We start from the raw sequence: 25,436 nt of genomic DNA on the forward strand, positions 1-25,436 counted from the left end.
TCAAGATGATTATTACAACAGTTGGACAAGGGTTAATCATGAGTATTTTAGGTATTGGTCTTTTTTTAACTTATCGAATTTTAGATTTTCCAGATATGACTACAGAAGGAAGTTTTCCTTTAGGTGGTGTGGTAAGTGTCACAGCTATTACTTACGGAGTGTCTCCCTTACTGGCTACTTTTTTAGGGATATTAGCAGGAAGTTTAGCGGGATTGATGACTGCCCTTCTTTATACTAAAGGGAAAATTCCCGTTCTGTTATCAGGTGTATTAGTGATGACCTCTCTTCATTCTGTGATGTTGTTTATCATGCAAAAAGCGAGTATCAGTTTGTATCATTTCCCTCATATTTTTGAGTATGGGAGAGGAATAAAAGGGGCTCCTTCACAGTTTGAATTAATAGTGATTGGTGTAGTAGCGTTAACTATCTTAATTGGCTTGATTACTTATTTTTTCCAAACGGATTTAGGTCAAGCTTATGTGGTGACAGGTGATAATGAAGTGATGGCTAGAGCTATGGGCATTCAAACTAATCGTATGAAAACTTTAGGACTTATGCTATCGAATGGCATTGTGGCGTTAAGTGGCAGTTTAATGGCACAAAGTGAAGGATATGCTAGCTTGAATAAAGGGATTGGGGTTATTGTGATTGGTTTAGCTTCTATTTTAATCGGAGAGATGTTATTTCAAGAATTGAATTTTACGGAACGGCTTTTAGCAGTAGTGGTTGGCAGTATTATTTATCAATGTGTCATTATTACGTTAATTAAATTAGGGGTTAATACGAATTATCTAAAAATATTTTCATCAGGTATTTTAACCATGTGTTTATTATTTCCTATGTTTCAAAAGAAAGTCAAAGGAGGTATGTTTGTATGAAACCCTTATTAAGTATTAAAGAAGGAGAAGTTATGGTTCAGACGGATCATTCAACTAAAAAATTATTAACAAATTTAGAATTAACTATCTATCCAGAAGACTTTATTGTGGTGTTAGGAGGAAATGGTGCAGGCAAATCCACGTTGTTTAATGTTTTATCTGGTAATCTAAGGCTGACAGCAGGAGATATTGTTTATCAAGATCAGTCTATTAACCATCTTTCTGAAGAAAAACGAGCTACTTTTTTATCTAGAGTTTTCCAAGACCCTAAAATGGGGACAGCTCCTAGATTAACCGTGTCAGAAAATTTATTGTTTTCTAAAAAACGAGGAGAGAAACGAAGATTTAAACGACGAAAAATAAAAGATTATCAACAAGAGTTTTATGACGTAACCAAAAGTTTAGGGAACCATTTAGAAACACATCTAGATACACCAGCTGGTCAACTATCTGGGGGACAAAGACAAAGTTTAAGCTTACTTATGGCAACAATTAGACGGCCAGATTTACTTTTATTAGATGAACATACAGCTGCATTAGATCCTAAAACGTCAGAACAATTAATGGCTATCACTAATCAAAAAATACAAGAAGATAAACTGACTTGTTTAATGATTACGCATCATATGGAAGATGCTTTAAAGTATGGTAATCGTCTACTTGTTTTAAAAGAAGGAGAAATTGTAGCTGATTTTTCAGAAAAAGAAAAAGAAAACTTGGAAAAGAAAGACTTATTATCATTCTTTTATTGATAATAGTATAAGTTTTTTCAGAAAAAACATGATATAAGTTTCAGAGTGTGCTATCCTAGTATCGTACAAATATTATTTATTAAGGAGAATGACGAAAAAACATGTTTGCTCTGTTAGGATCGATGTTATTGATCATGGTAGGATTAATGATTGTTTCAACAATAGTAGGAAGTTATGAAAAAAGGCGGGTTTGTGATCAAATTTCTGATTTAGCTAGTGAGGTTTTAGAACTTTCACCAGAGGAGTTATTACCTAGTCATTTAGGTGTAACTGTTGAGTCTGACAATCAAAATCCGAAAGAAATGAATGTAGCAGGAATTTATATCTTATGTAATCAAACGAAAGATATGTGTTATGTAGGTCAAGGTAGACAAGTGCTAGACCGTATTCCTCATCATTTTGAAGGAACAGGCAATCCAGAAGTATATGAAGATTATACAAATGGAGATGAATTTATCGTTAAGTTAATCCCTTTAAAAGATAGTGGTTATCAAAGTTTAAATGAGTTGGAACGACATACAATTATGACTTATAACGCATGTGATGCAGGTTACAATTCTGTGGAAGGAAAATTTAGATAGATTAAAAAAAGCAGCCAGTTTTGGCTGCTTTTTTTAATTGATTTGATAATTGGCTAGTTTTTTGTATAAGGTGGAGCGTTGAATACCTAGTAACTTGGCACATTGTTTTTTGTTGCCGTCACACATAGCTAAGGTTTGCTGAATGATAGCTTTTTCCACGCGTTGCATGTGATGCTCTAAAGAGTCAGTAGTATCATTAGTAATAGGTAGGTCTTCAGTTATGTCAGTGAATAGTTGACTAGGTAAATCAGCTAAACCGATTTGTAAATGACTGGATAATCCAACCATGGCTTCGCAAATATTTTCTAATTCGCGAATGTTTCCAGGCCAAGAGTAGTGGAGCAGTTTATCTAAAGCTTCAGGAGCTAAACTTTTTATCGGTAATTGGAATTCTGTTGAAAATTTTTTTAGAAAATAAGTCACCAAATCAGGAATGTCCTCAGTTTTCTCCCGTAAAGGATCTAACTTTAGCGCTAGTACATTTAGGCGGTAAAAAAGATCTTCCCGAAATTTATTTTCTTGAATGAGATGGGGAAGATTTTGATTAGTTGCTGCAATGACACGGAGATGAATTTTTTTTGAAGTAGTTGCTCCGACTGGTTCGATTACTTTTTCTTGCAAGACTCTTAGCAGTTTAGCTTGCATTAAGAGAGGCATGTCACCAATTTCATCTAAAAAAATTGTGCCATTTTCCGCTAGTTCAAATTTTCCTTTCTTTCCTGTTTGACTTGCTCCGGTAAAGGCTCCTGGTTCATAACCAAAAAGCTCAGATTCTAGTAAGCTTTCAGGAATAGCAGAGCAATTGACAGGTACAAAAGGACCAGTTCCAAAATTACTTAAATTATGAATGGCTCGAGCATAGACTTCTTTTCCTGTGCCACTTTCTCCTGTAATCAAAACAGTAGAAGGTAAGGCCGCTATTTTAACGAGTTGTTCTTTGGTTTTCTGAGTCTGAAGAGACTGTCCAATAATAGACTTTAAAAAATAAGCTTGTTTTTCTTGTGTTTGAGATTCAGTTGTTTTTTTAGGGAAAAAAGTTTTTTCAGCTAAGGTATACATCTCATCAATACTTTTAAAAATTAACATCCCTAAAGCCCCAATAATATGGGTTTCTTTTTTTAAAGGAATGCGGTGAACAATCATTTCTTTGCCGTTAATTCGTTGAATTCGGTTTCGTTCCTCTTCCCCTGTTTGACATGTTAAGTGGAGATGGGTATTTTCAATTACTTGTTGAACTGGTTTATGTAATACCTCTTCTCTTTTTTTTCCTAAAATTTGACAATAAGCGTCATTGATTTCAATGATTAGGCCTTGATGATCAACAATGACCATTCCACCGTAGGCACTATTTAAGGCTTGTTGTAAAATCCCAATATAATCTAAAGAAGATTTAACTGTATCAAATTCGATAGATTTTGCTTTCAGTAAATCTGTTCGGGTAATAATACCAACTAAGGTTTGGTCTTCCTTAATAACAGGTAAACAACCTTCTTTAATCCCCGTTGCTTTTTCAAGCGGATCTAAAGGAAAGACCACATCTAGTTCTACTTCCATAATATGACTAACTGGTAGAGAGCTATCTTGTTTGTTAAACAAAGCATTCATAATAGACGTTTTAGTTACCATTCCTTCTAAATGATTATGTTCGTCCACTACTGGCATACCGTAAAATTTATAATAGGAGAATAAAGTAATAGCTTCTTGAATCGTTTGCTGCTTGGTTAAAACAATAGGATTTTGAGTCATCCATTTACCAATATTATTTTGTGTATTAATTAAGTTAGGAACAGAAATAGAATGGTCTATCACAGGTAACACCTCATTTATGTAACTGTTTTTTATTGTATTTTATCACAAGTGTTCGTTTTCATATAATATTTGAACTTGAGTCTCTTAAAATAGACACACAAGAAATGAAAAGGCTTTATTTCTCTTGAGATGATAGTTGGCATGATAGTTGCATATAGTAAAGTGTCAAAGAGTTTTATTAAAAGATTTAAAACAGGAGGGAAAAAAGCTCATGAATATTTTTGAAATGCCTCAAAAATTAGTGTACGGCAAAGATGCTTTAAAAAACTTAGGTGATTGCGCTAAACAACATGGGGATAAGGTATTAATTGTTAGTGATCAAGTCATGGAAAAACTAGGCTATTTAGATACTATTACCAAGAATTTAGAACAAGCTGGGTTACAAACTGTTTCTTATTTAGGTGCTAATACTGAACCAAGTGATATTTATGTGGATGAAGCTTTAACTTTATTTAATGATAATCAATGTGAAGTGATTGTGACTGTTGGTGGAGGTAGTTGTATTGATACTGCTAAAGCTGTAGCAGTTGTCGCAACCAATGGGGGTTACATTGGAGACTACATGAAGGATAAAATTGCTACGAAAGCACCAGTTCCTTTAATTGCCATTCCAACTACTGCCGGAACAGGTTCTGAAGTAACCGACGTCACAGTTATTAATGATACTACTCATCACATTAAAATGATGATTAAACAATCTGCTTTTTTACCTAAAGTAGCGTTAGTTGATCCAGCTTTAACTCTTACAAGTCCTCAAAATGTAACCGCTGCAACTGGGTTAGATGCCTTATGTCATTCTATGGAATCTTACTTTTCTAGAAAAGCTCAACCGATGACTCAAACATTTTCTTTAGCAGCTATTGAAAAAATTATGAGCTATTTGGAACAAGCTTACCAAGATGGTAGTAATTTTGAAGCAAGAAATGCTATGTCCTTAGCTGCTACTCAAGCTGGTTTAGCTTTTTCTAATGCTTCTGTTACATTGATTCACGGCATGAGTCGACCAATTGGTTCTTTATTTCACGTGCCTCATGGTATTTCTAACGCGATGTTATTGCCAGCTGTTTTAGACTATACAAGAGATGCTGCTATTGAACCTTTGTCAGAAATTCAACATCATTTACACCCAGAGGAAACAGGGACTTCTGCTGAACTAGCTGATCGTTTTATTCAATCAGTTAAAGAACTTTGTCAAAAATTAGCTATTCCTAATCTTAAAGATTGGGGAATTGAAGAAAAAGCTTTTGAAGATGCGTTAGATAAAATGGCAGAAGATGCCTTAGCTAGTGGTAGTCCTAGTAATAACCCTAAAATTCCAACTCATGATGAAATTGTTGAGTTGTACCGTATTTGTTATACCTATAAATATTAAGTGATCCAATAAATAAAAAGAAAAAATGGAGGAATTGAACATGGCAACAATTAAAACATTAAAAAATTATATAGGTGGTCAATGGGTAGATAGCCATGCCACAGAATTTGAAGATATTATTAATCCAGCAACAGAAGAAGTGATTGCAAAAGTTCCTCTTTCACCACAAGAAGATGTGACTAAAGCTGTTAAAGTAGCCCAAGAAGCTTTTGAAATGTGGCAAAGAGTAAGTGTTCCAAAAAGAGGTCGCTATTTGTTTAAATTACAAAATATTTTAGTGGATCATAAACAAGAGTTAGCAGAACTGATTACCCTTGAAAATGGTAAACCAGTAGCAGAAGCGTTAGGAGAAGTTCAACGGGGAATAGAAAATGTAGAAAATGCAGCCAGTGTGACAAACTTAATGATGGGAGATACAGTATCAACTGCTGCCACAGATATTGAAGTAGCTAACTACCGCTATCCTATTGGCGTAATTGGTGGCATTACACCATTTAACTTCCCAATGATGGTTCCTTTCTGGATTTTTCCAATGGCTATTGCAACCGGCAATACAGTGGTGTTGAAACCTTCTGAAAAAACACCTTTGCTTACAGAACGAGTGATGGATTTAATTGAAGAAGCAGGTATTCCTAACGGGGTAGTCAATGTAGTTAACGGAGGTCGGGATGTAGTAAATGCTTTATTAACAGATCCTCTTGTTAAAGGCATTACCTTCGTTGGATCAAAAAATGTTGGGGAATACGTTTACCGTACAGGAACTCAAAACTTAAAACGAGTACAAGCTTTAACTGGGGCTAAAAACCATGTAATTGTTTTAAAAGATGCTAATCTTGATAAGGCAGTTGAAAATATTATTGGTGGAGCTTTCGGTTCTGCTGGTGAACGGTGTATGGCTGCTTCAGTCATTGTTTTAGAAGAGGCCATTGCTGATGAGTTCTTAGCTAAATTTAAACAAGCAGCGGAAGAATTAGTTATAGGTAATGGGTTAGAAGGTACTGTAACTTTGGGACCAGTTATTCGAAAAGACGCTCAAGAAAGAACCTTTGGCTATATTGAAAAAGGTATTCAAGAAGGAGCAGAGTTACTTTTAGATGGTCGTAAGAATTTACCTCAAACAGGTTATTTTGTAGGGCCAACTATTTTTGATCATGTAACCACTGATATGGCTATTTGGAAAGACGAAATTTTTGCCCCTGTTGCTTCTATTGTTCGTGTGAAAGATGTAAAAGAAGCGGTAGCTTTAACTAATCAATCAGAATTTGCTAATGGCTCATGTATTTTTACTAACAATGCTTCTGCTATTCGTTACTTTAGAGAACATGTGGATGCAGGTATGTTAGGCATTAACTTAGGTGTACCAGCTCCGATTGCTTGGTTTGCTTTTTCTGGATGGAAAAACTCTTTCTTTGGTGATTTACATGCAAACGGTAAAGATAGCGTTGAATTTTATACTCATCGAAAAGTTGTCACTGCACGTTATGCAGAAACAGATATTTAAAGTACTGGGTTAGACTGATTTTCTAATAAAATAGCATATATTTTTAATATTAAAACACCTCTAAAACGTTATTCATTAACATTTTAGAGGTGTTTTTTTAAGTATGTAAAAATTGGGCTTCATAAATATCTTTATAAGCACTGTTTTCTCGTTGGAGTAATTCTTGGTGAGTTCCGATTTCTAAAATATGCCCATGTTCCATTACAATAATTTTATCTGCTTCTTGAATGGTAGCTAAACGATGGGCAATGACAAAACTTGTTTTACCTGTCATAATTGCTGAAAAAGCCTCTTGAATCATTTTTTCAGTTAATGTATCCACTGAACTAGTGGCTTCATCTAAAATTAAAATAGGTGGACTAGCTAGCATTACACGAGCAATCGTTAGTAATTGTTGTTGGCCTTCTGAAATACTAAGCCCTTGAGAACCAATTTGTGTCTCATAGCCTTCTGGTAATTTTTGGATAAAGGAATGAATTTTCGCCTCTTTGGCTGCTTGTATCATATCCTTCTCGCTAGCCTGAGGGTTTCCGTACAATAAGTTAGCCTTAATACTACCGTCAAATAGCCAAGTGTCTTGTAGCACCATTCCGAAAGCTTGACGGTAACTGTCTAGGGAATAATCGTAAATGGAAAGACCATCTAGTTTAATAGTTCCTTCATTAATAGGATAAAATCGCATAAGTAGGTTAACAATAGTAGATTTTCCTGCGCCAGTTTTTCCTACAATAGCAATGGTTTCCCCTGGATTAGCTTGAAGAGAAAAGTTTTCTATTAAAGGTTGGTTGCTTTCATAGGCAAAATCTACTTGATCAAAAACAATGTGACCTTGAAGTGTTTCTTTATCTAAAGGTAGATAACCAGTATCTTTTTCAATCGGTTTATCTAGGATATAGAAAACACGATTTAAACCAGCTAAGGCTGTTTGGATTTGGGTGATAATACCTGATAGTTCGATAAACGGTTTTGAAAATTGACTCGCGTAAATAGTAAAACTAGAAATCATTCCGATAGTTACATTTCCTTTATTTAGTAAGAATAAATAGCCGCCTAATACTCCAATACTAATATAACCTAAGTGGTCAATAAATCTTGAAACAGGGTTAGTCAAAGAAGAGATGAATTGAGCTTTTTGTCCTTCTACAAAAAGCTGTTGGTTCAGCTTATCAAACCGTTCTTCTGATTTTTCTTCATATTGAAAAGTTTTAACAAGTCGTTGGTTTCCAACAATTTCAGAAATAAAGGAAGAAATATCTCCCACAATTTGTTGCTGGGCTTGGAATCTTTCCTGACTATTTTTAGCTACGAACCACATGACTAGAAACATACAACCTGTCATAATTAATACAGTAAAAGTTAAAGGAATATTTAAACGCAACATAGAAAATAACGAAATAATGACAATCGTCATACCAGAAAACAAGTTTTGAAAAACAGCAACACTAGCTTCGGCTGTTACGTCTAAATCATTTGTTAATCGACTAATTAAATCCCCTTTAGCACTTTGATCATAAAATTGAATAGATAATTGATTAAGATGAGTAAAGGTTTCTTTTCTAAGAGTAGCAACTGCTTTATAAGACATATTATTTCCTAACCGCTGAACAATCCATTGACTGATGACAGTAACTAATAAGGTAATCAATAAAATGGTTAGGATGGAGAATAGGTTTGAAAATTTCACTTGATGAGGGCCGATTAAAGTATCGATTGCTTTACCTGTATAGTAAGTAATGGTAACACTGGCAATTCCACCAATAATCCCTAAAATAAGAGCCGCGATCATTTCAATCGGATATTTCACTAGATAAGGTAGAAAACGTTGAATGGTTTGTTTCATTTGTCTACCTCCTGAGTGTCAGTTTGTTGTGAGTCATAAATATCTTGATAAACATTTGAGTGATCTAACAAATAAGAATGAGGGCCAAAACCTTCCATGTGGCCGTCATTTAAAACTAAAATATTTGCGGCATCTTTAACGGAGCTAATTTTTTGAGAAATAATAATCAATCCTGTTTGGTTAAGTGAGCTTTGAAGAGATTTTCTTAAAGCTAAATCAGTTTGATAATCTAGAGCACTTAAAGAGTCATCTAAAATAAGTAGGGCAGGTTGTTGTATAATACTTCTGGCAATGGCTAACCGTTGTTTTTGTCCACCTGAAAAGTTTTTTCCTCCTTCAACAAGTAGGGTATCTAATTGCTTAGGTAAGGAAGTAACAAACTCTTTGGCTTGAGCGATATCTAGGGCCTGCCAACATTCTTGGTCTGACGCATCTTTTTTGCCCCACTGCAAATTTTCTCGAATAGTTCCATGAAATAGTACACTTTTTTGTGGCACCATTCCGATTAACTGTCTTAATTGAGATAAGGGCCATTCTTTAACTGGGTGTCCACCAATTAAAAGAGAGCCTGAAGAGATGTCATAAAAACGTGGGAGAAGTTGGACTAAGGTTGATTTTCCGCTACCTGTAGGTCCGATAATTCCTAGTGTTTCCCCTGAATTTAAATAACCACTAACCTCGGTTAAAGCCATTCCATTAGCTTTAGGATAAGCAAAACTGACTTTGTCTAACAGAACAAGAGGTTGCTCTTTTTTGATAGTCAAGTGAGTTTGTTTATGTTCATCAACAATGCTAGGTTTAACAGCTAATACTTCTTGGATACGTGTACTAGAGGCACTGGCTTTCGTAAAAATAACGACTAAATTAGCTACAACAATCAGGGCTAAGACCATTTGAATAAAATAGTTAATTAACGCTAAAACTTGTCCTTGAGATAATGCCTCAATTTGAACTTCTTGTCCACCAACATATAATAAAACAATAATAGATGCATTTAAAATAAGAGTGGTGGCAGGGTTTAGCAAGGTAGAAAGATTGGTGACTCTTGTGTAGGCTTTGGCTAATTGATTACTTTCCTGGTTCATTCGGTTAATATCTCGGTTGGTTTGAGAGAAAGCTCGAATAACTCGAATACCTGACAAATTTTCACTAATTAAAGTATTCATGTTGTCTACTTTTTGTTGAACAGAACGATAAAGTGGCACCGTTTTTTTCATAATGATGAACAAAATACTGGCAAAAATTGGCAAGGTGACTAAAAAAATCAGCCCCATTTTAGGTTGGATATAAAACGCCATAATAATTGAGCCGATGCTTAAAAAAGGTGCCCGAATCACTAACCGAATTAACATGGCTAAAGCCAGTTGCACTTGATTAATATCGTTGGTCATTCGGGTAATCAAGGTACTAGTTCCAAATTGATCGATTTCTTCATGAGAAAAAGTATTAATTTTTTGTAGAAGTTTTTGCCGCAATTCTGTTCCGAAACCTTGTGAGGCAATGGAGGAATAGTATTGACAAATAATGACACAGATTAATCCTAAACTAGCCATCAGTAACATGATTTTTCCTGTATGGAAGACAACAGAAAGTTGTTGTTTTTTGATCCCTAAATCAATTAATCTTGCCATATAAAGAGGCAAGAGCAGCTCAAAGACTGCTTCTAAAAATTTAAAAATAGGGCCTAAAATAATTTGTTTTTTATAATTCTTCGCATATGGAAGTAATTTAAACATAAAAAGCCTCCTAATTTATTCAGTTGTCATTATCATAAAATAATTGTGGGATTAATTCAAACAGGAATGTTGCTAGCAGGCTTACTTGGTTAAAACAGACAAGAAAAGTTAAGTTTGTTACAATAAAAATAAAAAGGAGAGATAGGATGACAGAATATATTGCAGTGATTAATTTATTTTTCATATATGCCGTCATAGGTTGGTTATGGGAGACGTTTTATTGTTCTTTTAGAGCTAAAAAGTTTGTTTATCGGGGTTTTTTAATAGGTCCTTATTGTCCTGTATATGGCTTTGGTGTCTTAAGTGTTCTTTATTTGGTAGAGCCCTATCAAAATAATCTGTTTGTTTTATTTATTTTTTCCACTGTCCTTGTCACAGTGTTAGAATTTTTAACTAGTTATTTCCTAGAAAAATTATTTCATACTACTTGGTGGGATTATCATCATCTACCTTTTAATATTCAAGGGCGAGTGGCCTTACCTATTTCATTATTTTGGGGAGCAGGTTGTGTCTTGATTACTGAAGTCATTCATCCTAGAATTATGTCTTTAGAATCGGTTTTAGAAGCCAAGTTAGGTTGGTATTTACCTATCGCTATTGTATTAGTTATGGGAGCAGATACTATTTACACAGTGATAAATATGATATCTTTCCAAAAAGCTTTAAAGAAATGGTCACAAGCTTTAGAGGAAGGCAAAGCAGAGTTTTTAGCTAAAAAAGCAGAATTTAGTGAGGAATTAAAAGAAAAAAGTAGCAATTTAGCCAAAAATTCGAATAAAGAAAGACCTTTACTTATCGGACGTAACTCAGAATTTATGCAAGTCATTCAAAAGAAAAAAGAGAGCCTGCCAAGCTTTAGTTTCAACCAAAGACGGGTGTTAAAAAGTTTTGAAGATTTGAAACATTTAGAGGTTAATAATATGTCTGAATTACGTGAGTTATTAAAAGAAATATGGAAAAAATAAAAAAACTCATTTTTCGAACAGCTTGACTTTATTGGAAATAGGGACTATGGTTATTGTATAAGCTTATATTATAGTGTGGTTCTCTTATATGTTGTAGGAAGAATTTCTATTGCATATAGGCAATCATGATGAGCAACTAAAAACCAACCTAGTTTTTAGTTAAGTGTTCTATAGAAAAATTGTCTCTTAATCGTTAAGTAAGGGAAAGACTTAGTCCATCACTTTCTTTCACATTTAAGAGGATTATCTATAACGTAAGTGAAGTTCTAGAAAGACATTGTTATTTAATAAATATAGCTAATTATTTTATCTATGTTTTTTAGATGTTTTTCAAATAGGAACTTATTTTAGGTAAAAATCTTAAGGAGGAATAGGAAATGGCAACAGTATTAAAAGTAGAACGTCGTGCAGTAAGACCAAGATCAATTCGTAAACAATTAAGAACTGAAGGTCGCGTACCAGCGGTTATTTACGGAAATGACATTGAAAACACAACTATCTCTGTAAGTGGTTATGAATTATCTATGTCATTACGTGAAGGTGGTATTAATGGTGTGTACAGTCTAGAATTAGATGGTAAAAAAATTCCAACATTAATTCGTGACTACCAATTAGATACATTTAACCGTGATTGGGTACACGTTGAATTCTTAGCAGTTGATATGAGTGTTGAAACAGAAGTGGAAGCTGACATTATCTTGGTTGGTACTCCTGCAGGGGTTAAAGCAGGTGGTATTTTAACACAAAATGTTCATAGTGTTATCGTATCAGCAACACCAGACAAATTACCAGATGTTGTAGAAGTGAATGTAGAAGGTTTAGCAATTGGCGACTCATTTACAATTGCTGATATTCCAGAAAATCCTGACTACAAGATTATTGCTGAAGACATGGGTGACCAAGTTGCAGCAGTTGAAGAACCAGAAATTCCATCTGAACCAGAAGATGAAGATGCAGTAGCTGCTGAACCAGAAGTTATTGGTGAAAAAGAAGCAGAATAAATTGCTAATTTCAAATAAATTTAGTATAAAAAGTTAGAGAGCATTTGTTCTCTAACTTTTTTTTATTGTGCTAAAAAGAAGGAGGTTAGCTAAGTGAAGTGGATGAAGTTTATTTTTGGCATTGTCTTTGTTTTAGTTGTCTATCTAGTTATTCAAGTTGGGTTAAAACAATCCATAACAGATAAGGAAAATCAGTCAACTTCTCTGTCCAGTGAAAGTAGCTTAGAAACAAAAACATCGAAAAAAAAGCAAAAGGATCCTCTTGCTTCTTATTTAAGTCATTTGACATTAGAAGAAAAAGTAGGACAACTTTTTTTTGCTAGAGTACCTGAAGAACATGCTTTAGAAGATATTAAAACCTATCATTTAGGGGGTTACTTACTTTTTTCAAGAGACACTGAAGGAGTAAGTCCTAAAGAATTAACTGAAACAATTAAAGAGTATCAAAGTGTTTCAACTGTTCCTTTATTAATTGGTTCAGATGAAGAAGGCGGTCTTGTTTCGCGGTTGATTTACGGAGATAATTTACTAGAGAAGCCATTCTTATCGCCTCAAGCTTTGTATCAACAAGGTGGGTTAGCTAGTATAAAAGAAGATACTAGACTAAAATCTCAGCAGTTGAAAAGTTATGGAATTCATACTGCTTTAGCTCCTGTTGCAGATGTTTCAACTAATCCTAATGCTTTTATCTATGACCGAACAGTAGGCCTTGATGTTGAGGGGACTAAAGAGTATGTCAAGACTGTGGTAAAAGAAATGAAGCAGGAACAGTTGATTAGTGTGTTAAAACATTTCCCAGGTTACGGCAATAACTTAGATTCTCATACACAAGTGGTACATGATACACGTTCTTTAAAAGAATTAGAGACCCATGATATTCCTGTGTTTCAAGAAGGAATTCAGGCAGGAGCAGATAGTTTACTAGTGGCACATTTAATTATCGATGCACTAGATAATCAACAACCTGCTTCTATCTCTCCTAAAGTAGTAGATTATATCAGACATACACTGAATTTTTCAGGAGTTATTATGACTGATGACATGGATATGCAAGGATTATCTCAATTTGTTTCTCAAGAAGAAGCGGCTTATCAAGCGATTGTAGCTGGAATTGATTGGGTAATGAGCTCTAGCTACCAAATTCAAATTCCTACTATTATAGCAAAAGTTAAAGCAGGGGATATTTCTGAGCAACGGTTAGATGACTCTGTTAAACGTATTTTAATCATGAAGCAACAGGCTGGTTTATTACCTTAGTCAAAAAAACAGCCTAGACTTTACAGGAAAGTAAAGTCTAGGCTGTTTAGTTTAGCTTTATTTTGCTACATTACCAGCGACATTTAATACGTCCCAAGTTCTAGCAAAAGGTGGTGCATAACATAGATCTAGCATACCTAGTTCATCTGTTGTCATTTCTTTTTGAATAGCTGTTGCTAAAACATCTACTCGTAAAACAGCTCCTTTTGCTCCAATAATTTGTCCACCTAATAAAACTTTTGTTTCTGCATGGTAGACTAATTTAACATGAATAGGAGATTGACCAGGGTAGTAGTCTGTTTGGTTTTTATCATGAATCCAAACTGTTTTGTATGGTACACCTAGATCGATGGCTTCTTTTTCAGTAATACCTGTTCGTCCTGCTTCTAGTGACATCACTTGAACAGCAGAAGAACCTAGAGTACCTTGGAAAGTCAATTCTTTTCCAGCTAGGTTTTCACCTACTAGACGACCTAATTTATTTGCAGTAGTAGCTAATGGAATAAAAACATTTTCTTTGCGAACTCGGTGATAGACACTAGCACAATCACCAGCAGAATAAATATTAGGTTGAGAAGTTTTTCCAAACTCATCAATCACAAGTGCGCCATTCCCTAATGTATCAAAGGAGTCTAAAGGTAGGAATTGCGTATTAGGTTTAACACCTGTAGCAATGATAATTAAATCAGCAGGATAAACCCCTTTATTAGTGATGACTTGTTGGACAGTATCTCTACCTTGTAACTCAGTCACGAACTCATCTAAGTTCAACTGAATGCCTTGATTAATAAGTTCTTCTTCCATGATAGCTGTTACTTCTGTATCGAAGGCATCAGGTATCACTCGACTATCTAATTGAATGATTCTAACATGTTTACCTAAACGATGCATAGCTTCTGCTAATTCTAAGCCGATAAAACCAGCGCCGACAATGACGACTTCTTTGACTTGTTCATTAGTAGCTAATTGTTTGATATCTTGACCATCTTGTAACGTTTTAAGAGTGTGAACTCCTTTTAAATCTAAGTTTTTAATAGGAGGTAAGATTGGACTAGCTCCACTAGCAACCATTAATTGATCGTAAGTTTCTTGATGCGTTTGACCAGTAGTTAAGTCTAAAACAGTCACTACTCGTTTTTCGATATCGACATCAGTTACTTCATGCTCTGTGAACAATTCCACTCCTGTTTTTCTAAAAGCTTCCGGTGTTCTAGCAATTAGACGCTCTGTATCGTTAAAGAAATCTCCCACATAATAAGGTAGACCACAAGCTCCTAATGAAACTACAGGTGTTTTTTCAAACACAAGAACATCGTATTCAGGTTGTAGTCGTTTAACTTTAGCAGCAGCACTCATACCCGCTGCCGTTCCCCCAATGATGATTATTTTCATCCTATTAACTCCTCCTTCAAATGTCTTAATTATTGTACTTCAGCTAAACCAGCGTTCTCATCATTATACACGTCAAGGTCGATTTCATTCAAGATACGTGCTGAACAAACACCAGAAGTCATAGCACCACTAACATTTAAAGCAGTTCTACCCATGTCGATTAAAGGTTCAATTGAGATTAATAAACCGGCTAACCCAACTGGTAAGTTCATAGAAGATAAAACGATTAAGGCAGCAAATGTTGCACCACCACCAACACCAGCTACACCAAATGAGCTGATAGCAACAATGACAATTAATTTAATGAAGAAAGCAGGATCCATTGGATTGATTCCAACAGTTGGAGCGATCATTACTGCTAACATAGCTGGATAAATACCTGCACAACCATTTTGTCCAATAGAAGCACCAAATGATGCAGAGAAGTTAGCAATTCCTTCAGATACACCCATACGTTTTGTTTGAGTTTCAATGTTCATTGGAATAGAACCAGCACTTGTTCTAGAAGTAAAAGCAAAAATCAAAGTAGACATAGCTTTTTTGAAGAATGTGATTGGATTTAAACCAAAAACTGTTACTAGTAAACCATGAACAATAAACATAATGAAGATAGCTACATAAGAAGCAAGGACAAATGTTCCTAAGTTAAGAATTCCTTCAATGTTAGTTGTTGCAATAGTTGAAGCCATTAAAGCTAATACACCGTAAGGAGTCATTCTTAAAATTAATGTTACAATTCGCATAATTACTGCGTAACAAGCATCAATCATATCGTTAAACATTTCAGCTTGTTTTGGTTTTTTACGTTTTACTTGTAAAGCGGCAATTCCTAAGAAGGCAGAAAAGATAACTACACCTAAAGTAGAAGTTGGACGGCCACCTGCCATATCTTGGAAGACGTTAGTTGGAATAAATTCTACAATTTTTTGAGGAACGCTCATTTGCTCTACATCCCCAAGTTTTTCTTCTAAAACTTGAGCACGATCTGTTTCATTTTGTCCAGCTTGAATAGATTCAGCATTAAGATGGAAAATATTAGCAGAAGTAGCTCCGACAACGGCAGAAATCAAAGTAGTAAAAACTAAGAAACCAATGATGATACCAGCCATTTTTCCTAAACCTTTTGTAGAAGATAATTTAGTAATAGCAGAAATGATAGATACCATGATTAATGGAGTTACAATCATTTTTAAGAAAGCTACATAACCATTTCCTACTAAACCAAACCAATCTGTAGAAACAGCGACTACATGGGAATCTGATTTAAAAATAATCTGTAAAATAGCACCAAAAGCAATCCCCATACCTAATCCAACAAAGACACGTTTCGTAAACTTCACATGTTTACGAGCCATATTCCATAAAACACCAAGCATCACAGCCATAACGGCTACATTTAAAATAATATACAATAAATCCATATAAATCCTCCTAAAAATTAGATTGTGTTTAAAGCTTGTTGTAAATCATGTAACAAATCTTCTGTATCTTCAATTCCTACAGAGAGACGAATCAGGCCATCAGTAATTCCTTGTGCTAATCGCTCGTTTTCTGGAACACAAGCGTGAGACATAGTCACAGGATAAGATAAGATTGACTCTACCCCACCTAAACTCACAGCGGTAATGGGAACTGTTGTTGCATTGAAAAAGTTTCGAGCAGCTTGTCCATCAGCTAATTCAAATGATAAAACCGCACCTCCATTTTTAGCTTGTTTTTTATGTGTCGCATACCCAGGATGAGAAGGTAACCCTGGATAGTAAACCCGATTAACTTTTGGATGGTTTTCTAACAATTCTGCAATAGCCTGTGCACTTTTGGTGCTTTGAGCCATTCTAAGTCCCATGGTTTTCATTCCTCGAAGCACTAACCAACAGTCTTCTGTACCAAGGATACCACCAAATACTTTTTGATTGGTGTGAAGTGTCTCGGCCCATGTGTTATTATTAGTGACTACTAAGCCGGCTATAACATCACTATGACCATTTAAGAATTTAGTAGCACTATGAATAACTACGTCTACTCCTAAAGTTAGTGGCTCTTGTAATTGTGGTGTCATAAAAGTACCATCCATAATGGTGGTTAATTGGTTTTGTTTGGCAATCCCTGCAACTCCTTCAATATCTGTAATGCTTAATAAAGGATTAGAGGGAGTTTCTAAGTAAAAAGCTTTTGTGTTAGCTTGAATAGCTTCTTGCCAAGCAGCTAAATTTGTTTCATCTACAAAGGTAACCTCAATGCCAAATCTTGGAAATACTTCTTGGACAAGTTGAAAAGTTCCACCGTAAATGTTTTGACACATAACTAGGTGATCCCCTTTAGAAAATGAAAGCAACACCGTCGTAATCGCTGCCATACCAGATGCAAAAGCAAAACCATGTGTCCCTCCTGTTTCGATTGCGGCAATTCCTTTTTCTAAAGCGTCTCTAGTTGGATTGCCAAAACGTGAATAGGTAAAGGGTTGTCCCTGGTCAATATCATTTTGATGAAAGGTAGAGGTCTGATATAAAGGGATGGAAGCTGCACCAGTTTCTTTATCGATAACAGGATAACCGTGAATAAGTTTCGTATTAAATTTCATTTATGAACTCCTTTCTTGAATTTCTTTTAATATACATTTAATCGAGATAAAAAACAATAATATAAAATGTGAAAATAATAATTTTTTATTAAAAAAAATCTTAGTAAAATTGCTTTGATAAAAATTTCTCAATATGGTAAAAATAAATTGAAGACTAGTTAAGAAAGGAGTCGTGTGTTTGAATCAGCAAATTTTACAGCAATACGTTCGATTTTCCGAGTTTTTAGCGGTTTTTTTAGGAAGCTCATATGAAATTGTTCTACAAAAAATTGATCGTTATCAGTCAGGTATCATTCAAATTTATCATGGAGAAGTAAGTAATCGGAAAATTGGAGATCCATTAACAGATTTATCATTAAGTTTTATTAAGAATAAAACGTATATATATAATGATTATATAACTAGTTATACAGGTAAAACATTCGATAACAAACGTTTGGTTTCTGGAACATTTTTTATAAAAAATGAAAAAAAAGAATTAATAGGGATGCTCTGTATCAATGTGGATAAAACTGAAGATATTGAAGTGATCAATCGGTTACTGTCTTTACAAAATATTTCATCTGAGTGGTTACAACAAGATAGTTTTTCTCCCAAAGAGGTAGATATGTGTTCTAATGAGGAGGAAGAGTGTCTCGAAACTTTTACTGATTCTCTAGTAGACTTAATAGAAAAAAATATATTAATTCCTGATTATGATAAGCGTAAGCTATCTAAATCAGAAAAAATGGCTATTATTACTCATTTATATCGGCAACATTTATTTAGAATGAAAGGGTCTATTTCTGTAGTAGCAGAGAAGATGAACATGTCAGAATCTAGTTTGTATCGGTATTTGTCTGTAGTAAAACAAGAAAATCAGGTTTAAAAAAAGCATCTTAATTAGTGGAAGTCCACTAATTAAGATGCTTTTTATTAAGCTAATACGCGTTTTAAAAATTCTTTCGTTCTTTCTTTAGTTGGATGATTAAAGATGTGTTCAGGTGTGCCTTCTTCAGCAATAACACCTTGATCCATGAAGACAACTCGGTCAGAAACATCTCTTGCAAAATCCATTTCATGAGTAACTACAATCATCGTTAGTCCAGACTCAGCTAAACTTTTCATAATATCAAGTACTTCCCCTACCATTTCAGGATCTAGGGCGGAAGTTGGCTCATCAAACAATAAACAATCAGGTTCCATACATAAAGCACGAGCGATAGCCACTCGTTGTTTTTGTCCACCAGAAAGTTGTTTAGGTTTAGCATGAATAAAAGCTTCCATGCCTACTTTCGCAAGGTTTTCTTTCGCCACTTTTTCAGCTTCTTCTGGAGATCTTTTCAGCACTTTGATTTGACCAACCGTACAATTAGCTAAAACATCATGGTTGTAAAATAAGTTAAATTGTTGAAACACCATACCTAGATGAGTTCGATATTTAGGAAGATCATAATGTTGATCTAGTACATTGTCTCCTTTAAATAAAATTTGCCCACTTGTAGGAGTTTCTAATAAATTAATGCAGCGAAGAAGGGTGGATTTACCTGAACCTGAGGAACCGATAATCGTGACTACTTCTCCTTTTTCTACTGACATATCAATATCAGTTAATACTTCGTTATTTCCATAGCATTTTCGTAAATTTTTAATTTCAATAATTTTTTCCATGAATTACCCTTCTTTCTTAGCGGATGCTTCTGGTTTTTGGACTTGCATTTGATTACCATAAGGAATGTAATTATCTGGTCCGTCCATTTTCTTCTCTAAACGTCTTAATAATTGAGTCACAGTAAAGGTCATGACAAAATAGATCACACAAACGACAAAGAATGTATCAAAGAATCTAAAGTTACTTCCTGCTACTGTTTTAGCTTGGAAGAATAATTCTGAAACAGCAATCACATTTAATACAGATGTATCTTTAATATTAATAACAAACTCATTCCCGGTTGCAGGCAAAATATTTCGCACAACTTGAGGGATAATAACACTGGTCATAGTTTGGCGATGAGTCATACCTAAGGCTTCTGCTGCTTCAAACTGACCTTTTTCGACAGCAAAAATTCCCCCACGGACAATCTCTGTCATATAAGCCCCAGTATTAATTGAAACAATCACTAAAGCTGCAACTGTCCGGTTAATATCAATACCAAAGGCTTGAGCTGAGCCGTAATAGATAACCATAGCTTGTACGATCATCGGCGTACTTCTAAAAATTTCAATGTAAACAGTGAAGAAACCATTTAATAATTTGTTTAGAGCTTTCTTAAAAGCAGTGGTAGGAGTAGGTAAGGTTCTGAAAACACCAATTCCCATACCAATCATTGTTCCAACAACGGTTCCCACTAAAGAAAGTAAAAGAGTCATACCAGCGCCTCGTAAAAACATCCCGCCATTTTCTTTTAGAATTTTGAGTACCCAAATTTCTTTTTTATTTTCCTCTGGTTGACGGTCAATCGTAGTCGTCATAATTTGATCTTGTGTGTCATCAGAAATAGTTCCTAAAATTTGGTTGATTTCTTGTCTTAATGGAGAGCCTTTTTTGACACCAATAGCAATAGCTGTGTCATCAGGACTGGTTTTAAATCCTTTGTTTTTAGCGAATTCAACCATTTTAAAATGTGAATTAGCTTTTTCAGCTGTTAAAGCTTCTGGCTTTTCAGTGACATAGCCATCAATAACTCCAGATTCTAAGGCCACTCGCATGGCTGAAAAGTTATCCATGGGTGTTTCTTTCGCTACCTCTGGAATTTGATCAATCACGCTATAGTGAAAGGTATTTAACTGTGCAGTAATTTTAGCATGTTTAAAGTCAGCTAAACTAGTTGCCTCTGCATAGTCTCCCCCTTTTTTTGTTAAGATAACTAAATGAGATTTATAATACACATCTGTAAAATCAATCGTTTTTTGACGTTCAGGTGTAGGAGACATACCTGCGATAATAGCATCAATTTTTCCAGAAGTTAAGGCAGGTGCTAGGCCATCCCATTCTGTTTTGATAATCACTAATTTTTTATTTAATTTTTTCGCAATGATTTTGGCAATTTCAACATCATAGCCTCCAGCATATTCTTTCGAACCTTGAATTTGAACAGCACCATTTTCATCTGTTTGTTGCGTCCAGTTAAAAGGGGCGTAGGCTGCTTCCATTCCTATCCGAAATTCCTCCTGATTAGCAGCGTGGGTGAGTGACGGAAAAAGTGTGCAAAAAAGCGTCAGTAACAGGGCAGTGAATGTCCATTTTGTTAATTGTTTAGTCATATCTATATCCTCCTAAAAAATAAAAAAGCGACCTCTGTGGGAAACTAGAGGTCGCGAACATACACGGTTTCTGCCTTTAGACAAAAATAGCTCAACTTAATTCTCACGAACTAAGACAGTCCAACAGCTATCAACTGTTGTCCCAACAAACATAACTTGAGGAGCTATGTTCATTTCGGCGGTTTTCCCTCCTTACAGTTTCAACGTTTCCTCAAACTCAACTGTAATTCTTAATTACCGCGACCTCTACCTCATCACGAGGCATATTCAATTAATGTTCAAATCATAACGTATTTTCAGAAATATGTCAAATCTCTTTCCGAAATATCTAGACTCAATTGACGTGTTAGGGGAAATAAGGTATTTTTATAAAGATATAATAAAAATGAAGGAGAGGGTCATATGTGGTTTATACCAGCAATTATTACAGTGTTTGCTTGGGGAACAGCGGATTTATTTTATAAGAAAGGAAATGACCCATCAGATAGTCATAGTGCCATTAAAACAGTGATTATGGTAGGGTTTGTTATGGGAGCTCAAGCTATTTTTTATATGATGTTATATAAAGGGGTAGCTTACCAGCCGTATAATATGTTACTTTATCTTCCAGTTTCAGCGATGTATATTTTATCCATGGGAATTGGCTACATTGGTTTACGTTATATTGAATTATCTATTTCGTCTCCAATTAGTAATTCTTCAGGGGCGGTTTCAGCCATGCTATCTTTTTTCGTATTAGGTAGTTCCATGAAATGGATTCAATTTGTAGCAATTGGGATGATTTCAGTAGGGATTTTCTTATTATCCATATTTGAAAAGCAAGAAACAGATCAAGAAATAGCAGTGACAGGAGAAAAAATAGATAAAAAATATCAAACAAGTTTTTTAGCTATTTTATTTCCTATCTTTTATTGTGTGATTGATGGGCTAGGTACTTTTTTAGATGGCTATTATTTAGAAACAAAAAAAATTATGAGTGAAGATCAAGCCTTAATTAGTTACGAGTTAACTTTTTTAATAGTTGCTTTGATAATGTTAGTCTATTTATATGTTGTGAAAAAAGATCGGATTGTACTTAAAAATGAAAAATACCGAGGACTTGCTGCCGCTTTTGAAACATTTGGACAGTTTTTCTATATCGGGGCAATTGCCAGTAATGCTATTATTGTAGCACCTTTAATTTCTTCTTATAGTATTGTGTCAGTTATCTGGTCTCGTCTTTTCTTAAAAGAAAAATTAAGTGCTAAACAGTATGCAGTAGTTGGGATGATTATTATAGCGATTGCTATTTTAGGTTTTTATGATGGCTAAGTTATGGCAAGGGATGGAGACATTCCTTGCTTTTTTTGTTTCATGGTATAATTAGGTAGAAGGAGTGATGACTATGACCAATCTAAGACAACAAGCACTTGATAGTATTCGTCAAGCAAATCATTTAGTGTTTTTAACAGGAGCAGGAGTATCAACTCCGTCCGGTGTTCCTGATTATCGTTCTTTAAGTGGTGTTTATACTAAAACAGGTATGGCCCAACCAGAGTACTTACTGTCTCATACCTGCTTTTTAAGAGAACAGGATTTGTTTTATCAGTTTGTTAAACAGTTGTATCATCCACAAGCTAGACCTAATTCAGTTCATCTTAAAATGGCTCAGTTAGAAAAAGAAAAACCAGATACTTGGGTTATTTCTCAAAATATTGATCAACTTCACCGAAAAGCTGGTAGTCAGCAAGTGGTAGATTTTCATGGAAGTTTATATGATGTTTATTGCAGTAAATGTTATCAACAGGTGGATGCTTGGACCTATTTAGAAGACAATCAGCATGCAGGTTGTGGGGGAATATTACGGCCTAATATTGTGTTATATGAAGAAGGGCTTGAGGAAATGGCTATTTATCAAAGTCAACAAGTTTTAAAAGCTGCAGACGTGATTGTGATTGCAGGTACTAGCTTTAAAGTCAGTCCGTTTTGTCAACTAATTTATTATAAATCCCCAGACAGTCAAGTGATTGTGGTGAATCAAGATGACGTTTATTTATCAGTTCCTTATACCATGATTCAAGAAGATGTGGTATCCTTTTTTAAGGATATTTAAGTTAAAGAGATAAGGAAGTTTAAATTTATGTTAGAAAAAAAACGGGAAGAAATTAATGAAATAGATCAACAACTGATTCAGTTGCTAGAAAAAAGATTGGCAGTTGTGTCTGAAATTGGACAGATTAAACAGCAACAAAATTTATCTGTTCTAGATAGACAAAGAGAACAAGCGGTATTAGATCAGGTGAACCGGTGGACTCAAAATGAAGATTACCGACTTCCTATTCAAAAAATTATGCAAAAAATTATGGACGAATCTAAGTTATTACAAATTTAAAAAGAAGCTCACTTTCCTTGAGTTAAAGGAAGCGAGCTTCTTTTTTTAAAGGGATAAATCGGTTTCTTTTAAATTTTCTGAAAAAGTAACAGATTGAAATTCTTCTAGTTGTAATAATTGATTTTCAAACTTTAAAAGTTGAACAGAAATAAATTTATAACTGTGCCAATTTTCCATATATATGAAAACATAAAACAAGATAATGGTAAAGGCAACAATCTCACCAAATTCCATTTGTAAGTCGGTGCGAATTAATTTATCTAACACACCTTGTAGTAACACAAAGGTGACTATAATAGGGGCAATCACTTGTAGCATATTGATTTTTTTATCTAAAAAATCTAGTTCATGGTGATGAATGTTAATTTCTCGTTTTAGAGCAAAAGCTTGATGTTCTTCCTTTAAGTAGACGTCTGGATCTTTTCGGTGACGTAATTTCATATAATGATAGCTAGAATTAATTAAAATAAAGCCAATAAAGAAGAGGGTATACAACCGACTATTTTCTTCAAAAGAAAACTGGTTTAAAATGTGATCCTGTTTATTTTGAACGATTAAAAAATTAAAAAAGGAAAATAACAAAATAAGAACTAAATACATGCTGCCTTTGTAACGTAAAACATAAAAAAGTGCTTCTTTTTTCTTCATGTGTTTAACCTCCTTTTTATTAAGTATACCTTAAATTAAAGCAGGTGCATAAAAAAAGCAGTTCATCTGGGTTTAGATGAACTGCTTTTCACTAGAGATTAAAAAACAATAACAGGAGTCCCCACTTCTACAGCATTAAAGAGCTGGCCTGCTTTAGCAGGAGGCGTATTGATACACCCGTGTGAACCATGAGTTTGCCAACGGCTACCACCATAAGCAGATTGCCAAGGTGAATCATGAATACCTACACCAGTCCAGTCGATAGGCATCCAGTAATCAACTGGGGAAGCGTAAGGTGAACCATCGTCATTAGTTCCTCTTAAAGTAGAATTTCTCTCTTTACTCCAAATGTAAAAGACACCTAGTGGAGTAGGAGTAGTAGGCTTACCTGTCACAATATCAGTATCTAATACAAGTGCGCCGTTTTTATAAAGGTACATGTGTTGGTTTTGTCGATCCACTTCTACATAGGTATTTCCAATCAAAGGTTTGTCAGGAGTGGTACTTCCTTGGGTGATAGGAGTTCTTGAGACTCCTTCTCCTTTTAAAATATCTGCTGTTAAAGCCGCTGTTTCTTCTGTTGTCTGGATAGTCCAACTTAAAGTTCCAGCTGGCACAGATACTTCGCCTCGTTTAGTACTTTTGAAAGTGGTTGGATTTGTACTGGTATTGTAGTCTGCTCCTAAAGCAGCCACATAATTAGTTACTTTTTCCTGATTTAAAGCTACTTGATTTTTTTCGTTGTCATAATCAATCCAGTCAGCTAATTGTTCTTTAGGGACTGTGATCGTTTCCCCTGCAATTGAGTAGGTAACAGATTGATTGACGATTTTGTTGATTTTTTCTATGCTTTTTGTAAGGGAGCTATCATTTTCTAACACAGTCGGTTTGACTTGATAGTTTTCTAGTTGAATTTGACTTTTCTTCCCTGTTTTTAAAGCAGCAGTTAAGTCTTTAATCAACGTATCAATCTCTAAATTATTTCCCACTACTTCTGGAATAATTTGGAATGTGTCCCCTTCTTTTTTAATGCTTGCATTTTGGGTAACTGTTCTCGTTTCATTTAATTTTTCCAAATCTGTTCTAACAGTTTGTAAAGTGTTGTTTAATTTCTCTTCATTTAAAGAAGCATCCATTAAAACATACTTTCGCTGGTTAAAATAAGTGGGAATCCAAGCAAAAGCATTTTGTTTATGAATGATCTTATTCAAGCCAACTGTATAGTTTGCAGTGATTCCTAAATCTTTTTTAGGAATACTTTTCCAAATGTTGTCATTATCTAGTAGGGTAAAAGTATCATTATCTGCATTAGCGACTAGTTTTTTTTCTGCCTCTGCAACAGTTAGCTTATCTAAACTAACCCCATTAGCCACTGTTTTTGGGAAAAAATGATCATTAAAAAAGGCCACTTGATAAACATAAACGCATCCAATTATTAAAATGAAAGCGAGTAGGCCAAATAGCCACCCTCGTTTTGTTTTTTTCATATCAACTCTCCTTGTAAGTCCA

Annotated in this window: 22 protein-coding genes and 1 riboswitch; of the genes, 12 read left to right on the forward strand and 10 right to left on the reverse strand. The window is 34.7% G+C overall.

Going from position 1 to position 25,436, the window contains the following annotated elements:
* Nucleotides 1-5: 5 nt before the first annotated feature.
* The 3 genes from C7P63_RS10060 to C7P63_RS10070 all read left to right on the forward strand — a co-directional run bounded on the left by C7P63_RS10060 (nucleotide 6) and on the right by C7P63_RS10070 (nucleotide 2,211).
* Nucleotides 6-878, forward strand: a complete 873-nt coding sequence (locus C7P63_RS10060) for an ABC transporter permease (RefSeq protein WP_125944027.1) — start codon at nucleotides 6-8, stop codon at nucleotides 876-878.
* Nucleotides 875-1,630: an ABC transporter ATP-binding protein gene (locus C7P63_RS10065; protein ID WP_125944028.1), complete on the forward strand. Its 756-nt coding sequence runs from the start codon at nucleotides 875-877 to the stop codon at nucleotides 1,628-1,630. Before C7P63_RS10060 ends, C7P63_RS10065 begins: the two co-directional genes overlap by 4 nt.
* Nucleotides 1,631-1,731: 101 nt before the next feature.
* Nucleotides 1,732-2,211 carry a GIY-YIG nuclease family protein gene (locus C7P63_RS10070; RefSeq protein WP_125944029.1) on the forward strand — a complete coding sequence of 160 codons (480 nt, stop codon included), beginning with the start codon at nucleotides 1,732-1,734 and terminating at the stop codon, nucleotides 2,209-2,211.
* Between the two features lie 33 nt (nucleotides 2,212-2,244).
* Here the strand turns inward: C7P63_RS10070 and C7P63_RS10075 are convergent, their stop codons facing one another.
* Complete coding sequence (locus C7P63_RS10075; protein ID WP_125944030.1) at nucleotides 2,245-4,020, reverse strand: sigma-54-dependent Fis family transcriptional regulator; 1,776 nt, start codon at nucleotides 4,018-4,020, stop codon at nucleotides 2,245-2,247.
* A gap of 211 nt (nucleotides 4,021-4,231) precedes the next feature.
* On the opposite strand from C7P63_RS10075, the gene C7P63_RS10080 reads away from it, so the two are divergent.
* Nucleotides 4,232-5,392, forward strand: a complete 1,161-nt coding sequence (locus C7P63_RS10080) for an iron-containing alcohol dehydrogenase (protein ID WP_125944031.1) — start codon at nucleotides 4,232-4,234, stop codon at nucleotides 5,390-5,392.
* Between the two features lie 40 nt (nucleotides 5,393-5,432).
* On the forward strand, nucleotides 5,433-6,893 hold the full coding sequence (locus tag C7P63_RS10085; RefSeq protein ID WP_125944032.1) for a CoA-acylating methylmalonate-semialdehyde dehydrogenase: 1,461 nt from the start codon (nucleotides 5,433-5,435) through the stop codon (nucleotides 6,891-6,893).
* Nucleotides 6,894-6,990: 97 nt separating this feature from the next.
* On the opposite strand, the gene C7P63_RS10090 is transcribed toward C7P63_RS10085, so the two are convergent.
* Together C7P63_RS10090 and C7P63_RS10095 are read right to left on the reverse strand one after the other, a co-directional pair.
* On the reverse strand, nucleotides 6,991-8,733 hold the full coding sequence (locus tag C7P63_RS10090; protein ID WP_125944033.1) for an ABC transporter ATP-binding protein: 1,743 nt from the start codon (nucleotides 8,731-8,733) through the stop codon (nucleotides 6,991-6,993).
* Nucleotides 8,730-10,469 carry an ABC transporter ATP-binding protein gene (locus tag C7P63_RS10095; RefSeq protein WP_125944034.1) on the reverse strand — a complete coding sequence of 580 codons (1,740 nt, stop codon included), beginning with the start codon at nucleotides 10,467-10,469 and terminating at the stop codon, nucleotides 8,730-8,732. The genes C7P63_RS10090 and C7P63_RS10095 overlap by 4 nt, the downstream gene beginning before the upstream one ends.
* Nucleotides 10,470-10,615: 146 nt before the next feature.
* Here C7P63_RS10095 and C7P63_RS10100 point away from each other — a divergent pair, with 146 nt between their 5' ends.
* The 3 genes from C7P63_RS10100 (at nucleotide 10,616) to C7P63_RS10110 (ending at nucleotide 13,692) form a co-directional block, all read left to right on the forward strand.
* Nucleotides 10,616-11,434 (forward strand): putative ABC transporter permease, encoded by an 819-nt coding sequence (locus C7P63_RS10100; RefSeq protein ID WP_125944035.1) that lies wholly within the window; start codon nucleotides 10,616-10,618, stop codon nucleotides 11,432-11,434.
* Between the two features lie 377 nt (nucleotides 11,435-11,811).
* On the forward strand, nucleotides 11,812-12,435 hold the full coding sequence (locus C7P63_RS10105; protein WP_125944036.1) for a 50S ribosomal protein L25/general stress protein Ctc: 624 nt from the start codon (nucleotides 11,812-11,814) through the stop codon (nucleotides 12,433-12,435).
* Between the two features lie 102 nt (nucleotides 12,436-12,537).
* Nucleotides 12,538-13,692 (forward strand): glycoside hydrolase family 3 N-terminal domain-containing protein, encoded by a 1,155-nt coding sequence (locus tag C7P63_RS10110; RefSeq protein WP_125944061.1) that lies wholly within the window; start codon nucleotides 12,538-12,540, stop codon nucleotides 13,690-13,692.
* Between the two features lie 57 nt (nucleotides 13,693-13,749).
* Here the strand turns inward: C7P63_RS10110 and C7P63_RS10115 are convergent, their stop codons facing one another.
* Genes C7P63_RS10115 through C7P63_RS10125 form a run of 3 tightly spaced genes read right to left on the reverse strand, consistent with a single transcriptional unit; the run spans nucleotide 13,750 to nucleotide 17,665 of the window.
* Nucleotides 13,750-15,084, reverse strand: a complete 1,335-nt coding sequence (locus tag C7P63_RS10115) for a CoA-disulfide reductase (RefSeq protein ID WP_125944037.1) — start codon at nucleotides 15,082-15,084, stop codon at nucleotides 13,750-13,752.
* 29 nt (nucleotides 15,085-15,113) lie between these two features.
* On the reverse strand, nucleotides 15,114-16,505 hold the full coding sequence (locus C7P63_RS10120; protein WP_125944038.1) for an L-cystine transporter: 1,392 nt from the start codon (nucleotides 16,503-16,505) through the stop codon (nucleotides 15,114-15,116).
* A 17-nt stretch (nucleotides 16,506-16,522) separates the two neighbouring features.
* Nucleotides 16,523-17,665, reverse strand: a complete 1,143-nt coding sequence (locus C7P63_RS10125; RefSeq protein WP_125944039.1) for a trans-sulfuration enzyme family protein — start codon at nucleotides 17,663-17,665, stop codon at nucleotides 16,523-16,525.
* Between the two features lie 178 nt (nucleotides 17,666-17,843).
* Here C7P63_RS10125 and C7P63_RS10130 point away from each other — a divergent pair, with 178 nt between their 5' ends.
* Entirely contained in the window at nucleotides 17,844-18,533 is a 690-nt protein-coding gene (locus tag C7P63_RS10130; protein WP_165863822.1) for a helix-turn-helix transcriptional regulator, read from the forward strand.
* 47 nt (nucleotides 18,534-18,580) lie between these two features.
* On the opposite strand, the gene C7P63_RS10135 is transcribed toward C7P63_RS10130, so the two are convergent.
* Complete coding sequence (locus C7P63_RS10135) at nucleotides 18,581-19,315, reverse strand: amino acid ABC transporter ATP-binding protein (protein ID WP_125944041.1); 735 nt, start codon at nucleotides 19,313-19,315, stop codon at nucleotides 18,581-18,583.
* Nucleotides 19,316-19,318: 3 nt separating this feature from the next.
* A complete protein-coding gene (locus tag C7P63_RS10140; RefSeq protein ID WP_125944042.1) occupies nucleotides 19,319-20,908 on the reverse strand; it encodes an ABC transporter permease subunit in 1,590 nt (529 codons plus the stop codon).
* A 79-nt stretch (nucleotides 20,909-20,987) separates the two neighbouring features.
* Nucleotides 20,988-21,165: riboswitch (Lysine riboswitch) on the reverse strand.
* A gap of 145 nt (nucleotides 21,166-21,310) precedes the next feature.
* Here C7P63_RS10140 and C7P63_RS10145 point away from each other — a divergent pair.
* The 3 genes from C7P63_RS10145 (at nucleotide 21,311) to C7P63_RS10155 (ending at nucleotide 23,279) form a co-directional block, all read left to right on the forward strand.
* Nucleotides 21,311-22,219, forward strand: a complete 909-nt coding sequence (locus C7P63_RS10145) for an EamA family transporter (RefSeq protein WP_125944043.1) — start codon at nucleotides 21,311-21,313, stop codon at nucleotides 22,217-22,219.
* A gap of 73 nt (nucleotides 22,220-22,292) precedes the next feature.
* Nucleotides 22,293-23,000, forward strand: coding sequence for an NAD-dependent protein deacylase (locus C7P63_RS10150; protein ID WP_125944044.1), 708 nt, complete (start codon nucleotides 22,293-22,295; stop codon nucleotides 22,998-23,000).
* 27 nt (nucleotides 23,001-23,027) lie between these two features.
* A complete protein-coding gene (locus C7P63_RS10155; RefSeq protein WP_125944045.1) occupies nucleotides 23,028-23,279 on the forward strand; it encodes a chorismate mutase in 252 nt (83 codons plus the stop codon).
* A gap of 45 nt (nucleotides 23,280-23,324) precedes the next feature.
* Here the strand turns inward: C7P63_RS10155 and C7P63_RS10160 are convergent, their stop codons facing one another.
* Entirely contained in the window at nucleotides 23,325-23,927 is a 603-nt protein-coding gene (locus C7P63_RS10160) for a hypothetical protein (RefSeq protein WP_125944046.1), read from the reverse strand.
* Between the two features lie 98 nt (nucleotides 23,928-24,025).
* Nucleotides 24,026-25,414: a L,D-transpeptidase family protein gene (locus tag C7P63_RS10165; RefSeq protein ID WP_165863823.1), complete on the reverse strand. Its 1,389-nt coding sequence runs from the start codon at nucleotides 25,412-25,414 to the stop codon at nucleotides 24,026-24,028.
* Between the last annotated feature and the right edge of the window lie 22 nt (nucleotides 25,415-25,436).

Origin of the sequence: Vagococcus humatus (assembly GCF_003950325.1) — a bacterium.
Classification (GTDB): domain Bacteria; phylum Bacillota; class Bacilli; order Lactobacillales; family Vagococcaceae; genus Vagococcus_C; species Vagococcus_C humatus.